This window comes from Streptomyces sp. UW30 (assembly GCF_008042075.1).
Taxonomy (GTDB): domain Bacteria; phylum Actinomycetota; class Actinomycetes; order Streptomycetales; family Streptomycetaceae; genus Streptomyces.
Genome location: NZ_RDBN01000021.1, coordinates 22,737 through 35,052 on the forward strand (window position 1 = coordinate 22,737; position 12,316 = coordinate 35,052).

A 12,316-nucleotide genomic window follows, 5' to 3' on the forward strand; every position below is an offset into this window, starting at 1 on the left:
GGCAGCTGATCAGACCACTGCGGAAAGCATCACCGGGTGCTCTGATCTGCTTGAGGACTTTCTGAGGGCGATCGGTCGGATGGAGAGTGAATATCTCCGTGCGGCACTGGAGGGGGAGAAGATCTAGAAATGAGGTCGGACTATGACGCGGTAGACGAGCAGCTTCAGTACGCTCAGCGGCTCGATATGCACAACCTCTGGCAGGCTCCTGAGCAGACGATCTCTTCGTCGGGCGGCTGGGATCTGGACGCGGAGCTGGCTCAGATGCTGAGTACGACACAAGGCCTGGATCTCACTGATCTCGTTCCACCTCCGCCGGCGCCGCAGCGGAGCGATGACAGACCCCCGCCTCGCCCGGTCCATCGGAAGCGACCTCAGACGGGTGCCCGGATCCTCGGCGGAAATCCGAAGATCGTGAGCGTCTCCGTTCTGGTCACGTTAATCACCCTGTGTGCGGTGACGATGCTCACCTGGTCAATCTCGTATTCGTACGATCAGCTCCGCGACATCGCGCTTCTCGTCGTGTCGGAGAAGTTGGCGCAATGGTGGCCCCTGACGGTGTACGGACCGTGGCTGCTGGCCGGCCTGTCCATTCTGCGGGCATCCGTTCAGCGCCGGACCGCCCGGCGGTCCTGGGCCGTCATGCTGATCTCCTCGGGCACCGCGGTCGCTCTGTGCATCGGCCAGTCGGCGGATTCCCTGCTGGCGATGGTGATCGTCGGTATTCCGCCGATCACCGCCCTGGTCTGCTTTCGCGAGCTTGTCGGCCAGTTTTCGTCGCGGCCGGGCCCCAGGCACGCCGCCGACACGATGAACGGCCCCAAGCAGCCGAAGTCGTAGACCGCCGCCCGGGGTTCCGGAAACCCCGACCCACCGGGTCGGTCAGGACCGGTACGGCTGCTGAGGCTGTCCGTACTGCTGCTGACCCCCGGGGCCCCCGGCGGCGGCCTGCGCCTGGAGCTGCTCGGCCTGCTCCCGGGTCACCTTCTGCTCGGCGCCGCAGAAGGTGCACTGCGTCGCGTACTTGGTCGAGATCGGGAACAGCGGCACGAAGAACAGCGTGAACTTCGTGACGCGCTTGCGCAGCGTGTGCGCCGAGGGGTTGCCGCACTGGCCGCACACCAGCGTGAGTATCGCGAGCTGGTAGAGGTAGCCCTTGGTGCCGAAGATGATCACGCGGTGGTTCCTTCCGATCAGTTCCTGCGTCCAGCCTGCCTCACGACGACGCCCCCTGTCCCTTGTCGGGAGCAGGGGGCGTCGGACGTACGGCCGTGACGGCTACTTCACCGGCTCGGKCTCCGGCTCGTTCTCCGTCTGTGCGGTGTCCTCGGGGTCCACCGGCGTCTTGACCGACTCCAGCAGCAGCTGGGCGACGTCGACGACCGTGATGGACTCCTTGGCCTTGCCGTCGTTCTTCTTGCCGTTCACGGAGTCCGTGAGCATGACCAGACAGAACGGGCAGGCCGTCGAGATGATGTCGGGGTTGGTCGAAAGAGCCTCATCAACACGCTCGTTGTTGATGCGCTTGCCGATCCGCTCCTCCATCCACATCCGCGCACCACCGGCGCCACAGCAGAAGCCGCGCTCCTTGTGGCGGTGCATCTCCTCGTTCCGGAGACCCGGGACGCTGGCGATGATCTCGCGCGGCGGCGTGTAGATCTTGTTGTGGCGGCCCAGGTAGCAGGGGTCGTGGTAGGTGATGATGCCCTCGACCGGGGTGACCGGGACGAGCTTGCCCTCGTCCACCAGGTGCTGCAGCAGCTGGGTGTGGTGGATGACCTCGTAGTCGCCGCCGATCTGCGGGTACTCGTTGCCGATCGTGTTGAGGCAGTGCGGGCAGGTGGCGACGATCTTCTTGGCCGACTTGGGCTTGCGGGACTCCTCGGTCACCTTGCCGTCGTCGTCCAGCTCCTCGCCGAACGCCATGTTCAGCGCCATGACGTTCTCCATGCCGAGCTCCTGGAACAGGGGCTCGTTGCCGAGGCGGCGGGCGGAGTCACCGGTGCACTTCTCGTCGCCGCCCATGATCGCGAACTTGACGCCCGCGATGTGCAGCAGCTCGGCGAAGGCCTTGGTGGTCTTCTTGGCCCGGTCCTCCAGGGCGCCGGCGCAGCCGACCCAGTACAGGTACTCGACCTCGGTGAGGTCCTCGATGTCCTGGCCGACGACCGGAACCTCGAACTCGACCTCCTTGAGCCACTCCAGGCGCTGCTTCTTGGCCAGGCCCCAGGGGTTGCCCTTCTTCTCCAGGTTCTTGAGCATCGTGCCCGCCTCGGACGGGAACGCGCTCTCGATCATCACCTGGTAGCGGCGCATGTCGACGATGTGGTCGATGTGCTCGATGTCCACCGGGCACTGCTCGACGCAGGCGCCGCAGGTGGTGCAGGACCAGAGCACGTCCGGGTCGATGACCCCGTTCTCCTCCACCGTGCCGATCAGCGGACGCTCGGCCTCCGCGAGGGCGGCCGCGGGGACGTCCTTCAGCTGCTCCTCGGACGCCTTCTCCTCGCCCTCCATGTTCTTGCCGCCGCCGGCCAGCAGGTACGGCGCCTTGGCGTGCGCGTGGTCGCGCAGCGACATGATCAGCAGCTTGGGGGAGAGGGGCTTGCCCGTGTTCCAGGCGGGGCACTGCGACTGGCAGCGGCCGCACTCGGTGCAGGTGGAGAAGTCCAGCAGGCCCTTCCAGGAGAACTGCTCGACCTGGGAGACACCGAAGACGTCGTCGTCACCGGGGTCGGTGAAGTCGATCGGCTTGCCGCCGGAGGTCATCGGGAGCAGGGCGCCCAGCGAGGTCTCACCGTCGGCGTTGCGCTTGAACCAGATGTTCGGGAACGCCAGGAAGCGGTGCCAGGCCACACCCATGTCGGTCTTCAGGGCGACCGTGATCATCCAGATGAACGAGGTCGCGATCTTCAGGCCCGCGAAGAAGTAGGTGAGGTTCTGGAGCGTGGAGATGTCCATGCCCTCGAACCACGACACCACCGGGTACGAGACGAAGAACGACGCCTCGTAGCCGTCCACGTGGTGCTGGGCACCCTCCAGCGCGTGCAGCGTGAAGATGCAGACGCCGACGATGAGGATGACGCTCTCGACGAAGTACGCCTGGCCGGTGTTGGAGCCGGCGAAGCGGGACTTGCGGCCCGCCTTGCCCGGACGGCTCAGCTGGCGGATCACGATCAGGGTGAGGATGCCGAGAACCGTCATCGTGCCGAGGAACTCGACGAAGACGTTGTACGGCGCCCAGTCGCCGATGATCGGCAGCATCCAGTCGGCCTGGAACAGCTGGCCGATGGCGTTGACGATCGTCAGCAGCAGCGAGAAGAAGCCCACGGCCACGAACCAGTGCGCCACGCCCACGATGCCCCAGCGGTTCATCCGGGTGTGGCCGAGGAACTCCCTGGCCACGGTGACGGTGCGCTGCACCGGCTCGTCCGTGCGGGTGCCCGCGGGCACGTTCTGGCCGAGCCGCATGAAGTTGTAGATCTGAACGATCGCGCGGGCGAACAGGGCCACGCCGACCACGATCAGAACCAGCGACACGATGATCGCGGCGAGTTGCATTTCGGGGCTCCTCGGGCCTGCGAGGCGACATTACTAAGCGGTAACTTATGCAGTCCTCTGAGACTACCCGCATCCTCCGTCGCACTGTAGCCAGGGGCGGGGTGATCTGAGTCGCTGAGGCTTGCCTTAAGAACGATTCGTGTTATTCATCCCGAAATGGTATATACGCCACTAATCTATGCCTGTGCTTTACGGGATCGCCGCCGCCACGACCGCTCTCCTGGTCACCGCCCTCCTAGCGATGCTGCTCCGCCTGCCCGCCCTGCGTCTCGGCATCGTCGACCGCCGCCGGCAGCGGCCGCTGCCTCTGCTCGGCGGGGTCGCCGTCGCGCTCGTCACCTGTCTGGTCGCCGCCGCCGGGGAGTGGACGCGGTTCGCCCCGCTGGGCTCCGAGATCGTGCGGCTGCTCATCGCCGCGGGCGCCGTGGCCCTGCTCGGACTGGTCGCCGACGTGCGGCGGGTGAAGGCACGGTTCCTCGTCGGCGGTACGGCCGTGGCGGCGGCCTGCGTCGTGCCGTACGGCGACACCGGGATCCTGCTGGGCCTGGTGGCCGTCGGCTGGATCGTCCTCGTCGCCGTCGGCTTCAAGGCCCTCGACCACGCGGACGCGCTGGTCGGCACCGTCGGCGTGCTCACCGCCTTCGGCGTGGGCATCTGCGCGGCGGCCGAGGTGATGGACGAACTCGCCGTGCTGCTCAGTGTGCTGGCCGCCGCCCTGACCGGGTTCCTCATGCACAACTGGCCTCCCGCGCGGATCGGCCTCGGGGCGTGCGGGTCCCTGTTCGTCGGGTTCGTGCTCGCGTCGTCGGCCGTGATGACCCGCGCCGGGCACGATCCGGTGTCGAGCGCGGGCGTGCTGTACTCGCTCACGGCTCTGGCCACCGCCGACGTCCTCCTCGTGACGCTGTCGCGCCGGCTGGCCGGACGGCCGCTGCTGCGGCGCGGGCCGGATCATCTCGCCCACCGGTTGCGCCGGATCGGGCTCACTCCGCAGGGCGTGACCGTTCTGCTGGGTGTCGGGGCCTTCGCCGGGGTACTCGTCGGCGTCCTCGTACACATGGGATGGATGGCGCGCTCGGGGGCGTTGTGGGTGGGGGTGGGTGCCGTGATCGCCGTACTGGCGCTGCTGCACATCAAGCCCTACGGGCCTCGGCGTCAACCCAGAGTTCCGGTGCAGGACTCCGCTCGGGTTTCCGATCGGGTCGCGTCTTCGCAGGTCGGAGCCCAGTTGCGTGTAAGGAACGGATAAGAGTTGAGTGAGGTCGACTCAGCTCTGTTGACCCATTCCGAGCCGTCGTGCACACTTGAGTCCGTTCCACTCAAGTCAGCTGGAGGAATTCACCATGGCACGTGCGGTCGGCATCGACCTGGGCACGACAAACTCCGTCGTCAGCGTTCTTGAAGGCGGCGAGCCCACCGTCATCACCAACGCAGAGGGCGCCAGGACCACGCCGTCCGTCGTCGCCTTCGCCAAGAACGGCGAGGTGCTCGTCGGCGAGGTCGCCAAGCGTCAGGCGGTCACCAACGTGGACCGGACCATCCGGTCCGTGAAGCGTCACATGGGCACCGACTGGAAGATGGAGCTGGACGGGAAGCCCTTCAACCCGCAGCAGATCTCCGCCTTCATCCTGCAGAAGCTGAAGCGCGACGCCGAGTCGTACCTGGGCGAGAAGGTGACCGACGCGGTCATCACCGTCCCCGCGTACTTCAACGACTCCGAGCGTCAGGCGACGAAGGAGGCCGGCGAGATCGCCGGTCTGAACGTCCTTCGTATCGTCAACGAGCCGACTGCGGCCGCGCTGGCGTACGGCCTCGACAAGGACGACCAGACGATCCTCGTCTTCGACCTCGGCGGCGGCACCTTCGACGTGTCCCTGCTGGAGATCGGCGACGGCGTCGTCGAGGTGAAGGCCACCAACGGTGACAACCACCTCGGTGGTGACGACTGGGACCAGCGCGTCGTCGACTACCTGGTGCAGCAGTTCAAGTCGGGCCACGGTGTGGACCTGGCCAAGGACAAGATGGCTCTCCAGCGTCTGCGTGAGGCTGCCGAGAAGGCCAAGATCGAGCTGTCCTCGTCCACCGAGACCTCGATCAACCTGCCCTACATCACCGCCTCCGCCGAGGGCCCGCTGCACCTGGACGAGAAGCTCACCCGGGCTCAGTTCCAGCAGCTGACGGCCGACCTGCTGGAGCGCTGCAAGACCCCGTTCTTCAACGTCATGAAGGACGCCGGCGTCTCCATCAACGAGATCGACCACGTCGTCCTCGTCGGTGGCTCCACCCGTATGCCCGCCGTCGCCGAGCTCGTGCGCGAGCTGACCGGCGGCAAGGACGCCAACAAGGGCGTCAACCCGGACGAGGTCGTCGCCATCGGCGCCGCCCTGCAGGCCGGTGTCCTCAAGGGTGAGGTCAAGGACGTCCTGCTCCTCGACGTCACCCCGCTGTCCCTCGGCATCGAGACCAAGGGAGGGATCATGACGAAGCTCATCGAGCGCAACACGACGATCCCGACCAAGCGCTCGGAGATCTTCACGACGGCCGAGGACAACCAGCCGTCCGTGCAGATCCAGGTCTACCAGGGCGAGCGCGAGATCGCGGCGTACAACAAGAAGCTCGGGATGTTCGAGCTGACCGGTCTGCCGCCGGCGCCGCGTGGCGTCCCGCAGATCGAGGTCGCCTTCGACATCGACGCCAACGGCATCATGCACGTGACCGCGAAGGACCTCGGCACGGGCAAGGAGCAGAAGATGACCGTCACCGGCGGCTCCTCGCTGCCGAAGGACGAGGTCAACCGGATGCGCGAAGAGGCCGAGAAGTACGCGGAGGAGGACCACGCCCGCCGCGAGGCCGCCGAGTCCCGCAACCAGGGCGAGCAGCTCGTCTACCAGACGGAGAAGTTCCTCAAGGACAACGAGGACAAGGTCCCCGGCGAGGTCAAGACCGAGGTCGAGGCCGCCGTCGAGGAGCTGAAGACCGCGCTCAAGGGCGAGGACACCGCCGAGATCCGCACGGCCACCGAGAAGGTCGCCGCGGTCTCCCAGAAGGTCGGCCAGGCCATGTACGCCGACGCCCAGGCCGGTCAGGCCGCGGGCGGTCCCGAGGGCGGCGCCCCCGGTGGCGCCAAGGCCGAGGACGACGTCGTGGACGCCGAGATCGTGGACGACGAGCGCAAGGACGGTGTCGCGTAATGACGGAGGAGACCCCGGGCTTCGAGGAGAAGCCCGACGTCCCCTCCGGCGCGACCCCTGACGACGCCGAGTCGAAGGCCGCCCCCCAGGAGGGGGCGGCCCCGGCCGGGGACGGAACCGCAGACGCGGGTCTGGTGGCCCAGCTGGACCAGGTGCGTACGGCGCTCGGTGAGCGCACGATGGACCTCCAGCGGCTCCAGGCCGAGTACCAGAACTACCGCCGCCGTGTGGAGCGCGACCGGATCACGGTCAAGGAGATCGCCATCGCGAACCTCCTGACCGAGCTCCTGCCCGTGCTCGACGACATCGGCCGCGCACGGGAACACGGCGAACTCGTCGGCGGATTCAAGTCCGTCGCGGAGTCGCTGGAGACCGTCGCGGCGAAGATGGGCCTCCAGCAGTTCGGCAAGGAGGGCGAGCCCTTCGACCCGACGATCCACGAGGCGCTGATGCACTCCTACGCGCCGGACGTCACCGAGACGACCTGCGTCGCGATCCTCCAGCCGGGGTATCGCATCGGCGAGCGCACCATCCGCCCCGCGCGGGTGGCCGTCGCCGAGCCCCAGCCGGGCGCGCAGACCGTCAAGGAGGAGTCCGCCGAGGCGGCCGACGACAAGGAGAGCGGTGGCCCGGACGAGGGCTGACGTTGAACTGACGAGGAGAGAGGAGGGACGTCGGGGATGAGCACCAAGGACTTCATCGAGAAGGACTTCTACAAGGTCCTCGGCGTCCCCAAGGACGCCACCGAGGCCGAGATCAAGAAGGCGTACCGCAAGCTCGCCCGCGAGTTCCACCCGGACGCCAACAAGGGCAACGCCAAGGCGGAGGAGCGTTTCAAGGAGATCTCCGAGGCGAACGACGTCCTCGGCGACCCCAAGAAGCGCAAGGAGTACGACGAGGCACGCGCCCTCTTCGGCAACGGCGGCTTCCGCCCCGGGCCGGGCGGCGCGGGCGGCGGCAACTTCAACTTCGACCTGGGCGACCTCTTCGGAGGCGGCGCCCAGGGCGGCCAAGGGGGAGCCGGCGGCTTCGGCGGCGGAATCGGTGACGTCTTCGGGGGCCTGTTCAACCGCGGCGGTACCGGTACGACCCGTACGCAGCCCCGGCGCGGCCAGGACATCGACACCGAGGTCAGCCTCAGCTTCACCGAGGCGATCGAGGGGGCGACGGTCCCGCTGCGGATGTCCTCGCAGTCGCCGTGCAAGGCGTGCGCGGGCACCGGCGACAAGAACGGCACGCCCAGGGTGTGCCCCACCTGCGTCGGCACCGGCCAGGTGGCCCGGGGCTCGGGCGGCGGCTTCTCGCTCACCGACCCCTGCCCGGACTGCAAGGGGCGCGGCCTGATCGCCGAGCACCCCTGCATGGAGTGCAAGGGCAGCGGCCGGGCCAAGTCGTCCCGGACCATGCAGGTCCGCATCCCCGCCGGGGTGTCGGACGGCCAGCGCATCCGGCTGCGCGGCAAGGGCGCGCCGGGCGAGCGCGGCGGCCCGGCCGGCGATCTGTACGTCACCGTGCACGTCGACGCCCACCCGGTGTTCGGCCGCAAGGAGGACAACCTCACGGTGACCGTCCCCGTGACCTTCACGGAGGCGGCCCTGGGCGGCGAGGTCAGGGTTCCCACCCTGGGCGGACCGCCGGTCACCCTGAAGCTGCCGCCCGGCACGCCCAACGGCCGCACCATGCGGGCGCGGGGCAAGGGCGCGGTCCGCAAGGACGGCACCCGCGGAGACCTCCTGGTCACCGTCGAGGTGAGTGTTCCCAAGGACGTGACGGGGAAGGCTCGTGACGCGCTCGAGGCGTATCGCGAGGCGACCGCGGGTGAGGATCCGCGGGCGGAGCTGTTCCAGGCCGCGAAGGGAGCTTGATGGAGATGGACGGCCGTCGACGCAATCCGTATGAACTGACCGAGGAGACCCCGGTCTACGTCATCTCGGTGGCGGCCCAGCTCTCCGGCCTGCACCCGCAGACACTGCGCCAGTACGACCGCCTCGGCCTGGTCTCCCCGGACCGCACCGCCGGCCGCGGCCGCCGTTACTCGGCCCGCGACATCGAACTGCTCCGCCAGGTGCAGGCGTTGTCGCAGGACGAGGGCATCAACCTGGCCGGCATCAAACGCATCATCGAACTGGAGAACCAGGTCGCCGCGCTGCAGTCCCGCGTGGCCGAACTCCAGTCCGCCGTCGAGGGCGCCGCGGCGGCGATGCAGCAGCGCGAGGCGGCGGTACACGCGTCGTACCGCCGTGACCTGGTGCCGTACCAGGAGGTACAGCACACCAGCGCGTTGGTGGTGTGGCGGCCGAAGAAGGCCAAGGACTGACCGCGCAAGCCGACAGAAGGGGCCCGCAGGTGTACGCACCTGCGGGCCCCTTCTGGTCCTGTCGCGGCGTTCGTCAGGGGTTGGCGGGGGCGGTGACCGCCCAGTCGCCGCCGGGCGCCGACTCCGTGCCGTCCGCGTACAGGGCGCTGACCCAGTAGTGGCGGGTGGTGCCTGCGCCGGCGCCGGTGTCCACGTAGGAAGTGCCCGTCGTGGTCGTCAGCTCCTCGTAGGCCTTGGTGTCGGGGTTCCAGCGGTAGACCTGGTAACCGGTGGCATCGGCCACGCTGTTCCAGGTCAGCACGGCGGTGTCGTCGTTGGCGTCGGCCGTCAGATGCACCGGCGACCCCTCGGGCGTCGGCACGCTCGGCGTCATGTCGAGCTCGGTGACGCGCACGGCCTGGACCGGGTCGTCGCTCCACTTGATGGCGGAGTTGCCCTGGTCGTCCACGGCGTCGACGAAGAAGCAGACCTCGTCGCCGTCGGGGAGCGTGGTGTAGTCGTAGGACGTGTCGCCCGGCGAGACGTAGTCCACCAGGCTGCCCCAGCAGACCTGTTCGCCCTCGTCGCCGTAGAGCTCGCCCCAGTGGACCGTGTAGTACTTCAGATCCGTGGCCGCGCTCTTGTCCCACTCCAGCCGGAAGCCGTACTCGGTCGGGGTGACGTCCAGCCCGGTCACGAGGGCCGGCGGGTCGTTGTCCCAGATCCTGCCGTACTGGGTCACGGACCGGGCCGACTCGTTGCCCGCCGCGTCGACGGACGAGACCCGGTAGTAGTACACGACGCCCTTGACGGCCGAGGTGTCCAGGAGCGACAGCTGGTCCGTGCTGCCGATCTCGGTGTACGTGCCGCCGCTGGTGGCGGCCCGGAAGACGCGGTACTTGACCGCGTCGGCGACCTTGCCCCAGCCGACCTCCAGTCCACCCGAACCGCCGGTCGGGGTCACCTCACCCGTCGCCTTCGTGATGGTCGGCGTGGCGGGGGCGACACGGTCGGCAGTGGTGACGGCCTGGTCGGTCGTGCCGGTCGACTCGTTGCCCGCCTTGTCGTAGGCGCGCACCTCGTAGTAGTACGTCGCTCCGGTCACCGGCAGGGTGCTGTCGGTGTACGTCGTGGAGGTGGTCGTCGCGAGGGGCGTGCTGCCGAAGGAGGCGCCCTTCAGGCGGCGGTGGACGCGGTAACCGGCGAGGTCCATCTCCTTGTTCCTGGACCAGGTGAGCTTCGCCTTGCCCGTCGCCGGGTCGTACGAGACCGAGGGCCCGGTCGGCGCGAGCGGCCTGACGGTGTCGACGGTGGCCGAAGTCCTCGGGCCGTAGCCGAAGTCGACCTTTGCCGAGCCGGTCCAGTTGACGTAGTCGACGCGCAGGGTGTGACTGCCCGCCGGGATGGTGACGTTGACGGTCTTCGCGACGGTCGTGGAGGTGTTCTTCCACAGGTCGATCTTGCGGGTGCCGTCGAGGTAGACCCGGATGCCGTCGAGGCCGGAGGCGGAGAGGGTGAACGGGCCGCCCGAGCCGAAGTCCCGGGTCAGGGTCCAGCGGACGCCGAAGTTGTCCTTCGGGAGGCCCGCGGCGGGGGCGTTGGTGCCCCAGTTCGAGTCGATGGCGGTGTCGCAGTCGGTCTTCTTCGGGGTGCCCGAAAAGGCCGTGTTCGCGAAGAACTGCCGCTTGAAGACCGGCGAGGCGCAGGTCGTGGCGGCGGATGCGGGCGCCGCCGTGAGCAGGGTGCCCGCGGTGGCGAGCACGACCGTCGCCGCGGCCGCGGCGGTCGTGCGTCTGGCTGGGATCATTCGCTCCCCTGGTCGAGTAGGGGACAGCGGTGGGCGCTGTCCTGATCTGGACTCGCGGGGAATGGGGTTGGTTGTACGGATCTTGGGCTTGCGCTTGATCAAGATTTGGTGGAGGGGGTGTAAGGGGTATTTGGAGACGTTCCGCCTTGTCTTTACATGGTCAGCTGAGCGTGGTGTTGCGCACTCGTTAAGTGATTCCGCTTGACGCTGGGTGCTGTCGACGCGTTGGCTTTTCAGTCATCTGGGTGCGTTGACGCACCCGTGTCCCGAAGGCACCAGAAGTGAGCTCCTCTATGCGTCCTTTGCGCCCCCTGCGCCGCACCGCCACAGCCGTGGCCGCCGCGTCCACGATGACCCTCTCGCTGGCCGCATGCGGGGCACTGGGCGTCACCGGGGACGGCAGCGAGGCGAGTCCGACCAAGGGCGACGACGTCACCGTGGGGCTGCTGCTGCCGGAGACGGCGAACACGCGCTACGACAAGTTCGACTACCCCATCATCAAGAACAAGGTCGCCGAGCTCACGAACAAGCTGGGCAACGTCGTCTACCGCAACGCCGACGCGGACGCCAAGAAGCAGGCGAGCCAGCTTCAGCAGATGATCGACGACCAGGTCGACGTGATCCTGCTGGACGCCGTCGACTCGCATGCCGTCGCCGACGGGGTGAAGGCGGCCAAGGACGCGGGCATCCCGGTCATCGCCTACGACCGGCTGGCCGAGGGGCCGATCGACGCGTACGTCTCCTTCGACAACGAACTCGTCGGCGAGGTCCAGGCCCGCACGCTCCTGGAGGCCATGAACCCGGTCGACTCCTCCGACAAGATCGTCATGATGAACGGCTCGCCCACCGACCCGAACGCCAAGCAGTTCAAGGCGGGCGCCATGTCCGAGCTCAAGGGCGCGGTGGACATAGCCAAGACGTACGACACCAAGGACTGGAAGCCGGAGAACGCCCAGGCCAACATGTCCGAGGCGATCAAGGCCGTCGGCCTGAACAACATCAAGGGCGTCTACGCCGCCAACGACGGCATGGCCGGCGGCATCATCAAGGCCCTCCAGGCGGCCGGCGTGAGCGAGCTGCCGCCGATCACCGGCCAGGACGCCGAACTCGACGCCGTGCAGCGGATCGTCAGCGGCGAGCAGTTCATGAGCGTGTACAAGTCGTACCCGCAGGAGGCCGAGAGCGCCGCGGAGATGGCCGTGGCCAAGGTCCAGGGCCACGACATCCAGTTCGACTCGCTCACCCAGGACCAGGTCGACAGCCCGACCGACAAGGACATCTCGGCCCTGCTGGTGCCCGTGGTCGCCCTGACGGAGGACAACATCAAGGAGACCGTCGTCGCCGACGGGATCTACTCGGTGTCCGACATCTGCACGGCCAAGTACAAGGCGGACTGCAACTCGCTCGGGCTGAAGTAGCGCCCTCGTTCGTTGCGCACGAGTGCCGCCGGGGACGGGGCCC

Annotated in this window: 10 protein-coding genes; 7 read left to right on the forward strand and 3 right to left on the reverse strand. The window is 68.0% G+C overall.

The window, feature by feature from the left end; all coding sequences use genetic code 11:
* The first annotated feature begins 129 nt into the window (after nt 1-129).
* Nucleotides 130-840 (forward strand): DUF2637 domain-containing protein, encoded by a 711-nt coding sequence (locus EAO75_RS10300; RefSeq protein WP_261989232.1) that lies wholly within the window; start codon nt 130-132, stop codon nt 838-840.
* 42 nt (nt 841-882) lie between these two features.
* Here the strand turns inward: EAO75_RS10300 and EAO75_RS10305 are convergent, their stop codons facing one another.
* Both EAO75_RS10305 and EAO75_RS10310 read right to left on the reverse strand, forming a co-directional pair.
* Nucleotides 883-1,176, reverse strand: a complete 294-nt coding sequence (locus EAO75_RS10305; protein ID WP_147994768.1) for a zinc-ribbon domain-containing protein — start codon at nt 1,174-1,176, stop codon at nt 883-885.
* 102 nt (nt 1,177-1,278) lie between these two features.
* A complete protein-coding gene (locus tag EAO75_RS10310; protein ID WP_147994769.1) occupies nt 1,279-3,561 on the reverse strand; it encodes a (Fe-S)-binding protein in 2,283 nt (760 codons plus the stop codon).
* A 184-nt stretch (nt 3,562-3,745) separates the two neighbouring features.
* Here EAO75_RS10310 and EAO75_RS10315 point away from each other — a divergent pair, with 184 nt between their 5' ends.
* From EAO75_RS10315 to EAO75_RS10335, 5 genes are all read left to right on the forward strand, one after another.
* A complete protein-coding gene (locus tag EAO75_RS10315) occupies nt 3,746-4,810 on the forward strand; it encodes an MraY family glycosyltransferase (protein ID WP_147995227.1) in 1,065 nt (354 codons plus the stop codon).
* 94 nt (nt 4,811-4,904) lie between these two features.
* Nucleotides 4,905-6,752: a molecular chaperone DnaK gene (gene dnaK / locus EAO75_RS10320; protein WP_147994770.1), complete on the forward strand. Its 1,848-nt coding sequence runs from the start codon at nt 4,905-4,907 to the stop codon at nt 6,750-6,752.
* A complete protein-coding gene (gene grpE, locus EAO75_RS10325; RefSeq protein WP_147994771.1) occupies nt 6,752-7,396 on the forward strand; it encodes a nucleotide exchange factor GrpE in 645 nt (214 codons plus the stop codon). The genes dnaK and grpE overlap by 1 nt, the downstream gene beginning before the upstream one ends.
* A gap of 36 nt (nt 7,397-7,432) precedes the next feature.
* The gene (dnaJ, locus tag EAO75_RS10330; protein ID WP_147994772.1) at nt 7,433-8,617 is read left to right on the forward strand and encodes a molecular chaperone DnaJ; all 1,185 of its coding nucleotides are present in this window, start codon (nt 7,433-7,435) and stop codon (nt 8,615-8,617) included.
* A 5-nt stretch (nt 8,618-8,622) separates the two neighbouring features.
* On the forward strand, nt 8,623-9,069 hold the full coding sequence (locus tag EAO75_RS10335) for a heat shock protein transcriptional repressor HspR (protein ID WP_147994773.1): 447 nt from the start codon (nt 8,623-8,625) through the stop codon (nt 9,067-9,069).
* Between the two features lie 73 nt (nt 9,070-9,142).
* Here the strand turns inward: EAO75_RS10335 and EAO75_RS10340 are convergent, their stop codons facing one another.
* Complete coding sequence (locus EAO75_RS10340) at nt 9,143-10,855, reverse strand: fibronectin type III domain-containing protein (protein WP_147994774.1); 1,713 nt, start codon at nt 10,853-10,855, stop codon at nt 9,143-9,145.
* Nucleotides 10,856-11,148: 293 nt separating this feature from the next.
* Here EAO75_RS10340 and EAO75_RS10345 point away from each other — a divergent pair, with 293 nt between their 5' ends.
* The gene (locus EAO75_RS10345; protein ID WP_187284381.1) at nt 11,149-12,273 is read left to right on the forward strand and encodes a sugar ABC transporter substrate-binding protein; all 1,125 of its coding nucleotides are present in this window, start codon (nt 11,149-11,151) and stop codon (nt 12,271-12,273) included.
* Nucleotides 12,274-12,316: the final 43 nt, after the last annotated feature.

Excerpts from the sequence above, each read along its gene's own strand:
- EAO75_RS10345 (WP_187284381.1), top strand. The coding sequence starts at position 11,149 with ATGCGTCCTTTGCGCCCCCTGCGCCGCACCGCCACAGCCGTGGCCGCC.
- grpE (WP_147994771.1), top strand. The coding sequence starts at position 6,752 with ATGACGGAGGAGACCCCGGGCTTCGAGGAGAAGCCCGACGTCCCCTCC.
- EAO75_RS10300 (WP_261989232.1), top strand. The coding sequence starts at position 130 with ATGAGGTCGGACTATGACGCGGTAGACGAGCAGCTTCAGTACGCTCAG.
- dnaK (WP_147994770.1), top strand. The coding sequence starts at position 4,905 with ATGGCACGTGCGGTCGGCATCGACCTGGGCACGACAAACTCCGTCGTC.
- EAO75_RS10335 (WP_147994773.1), top strand. The coding sequence starts at position 8,623 with ATGGACGGCCGTCGACGCAATCCGTATGAACTGACCGAGGAGACCCCG.
- dnaJ (WP_147994772.1), top strand. The coding sequence starts at position 7,433 with ATGAGCACCAAGGACTTCATCGAGAAGGACTTCTACAAGGTCCTCGGC.
- EAO75_RS10340 (WP_147994774.1), bottom strand. The coding sequence starts at position 10,855 with ATGATCCCAGCCAGACGCACGACCGCCGCGGCCGCGGCGACGGTCGTG.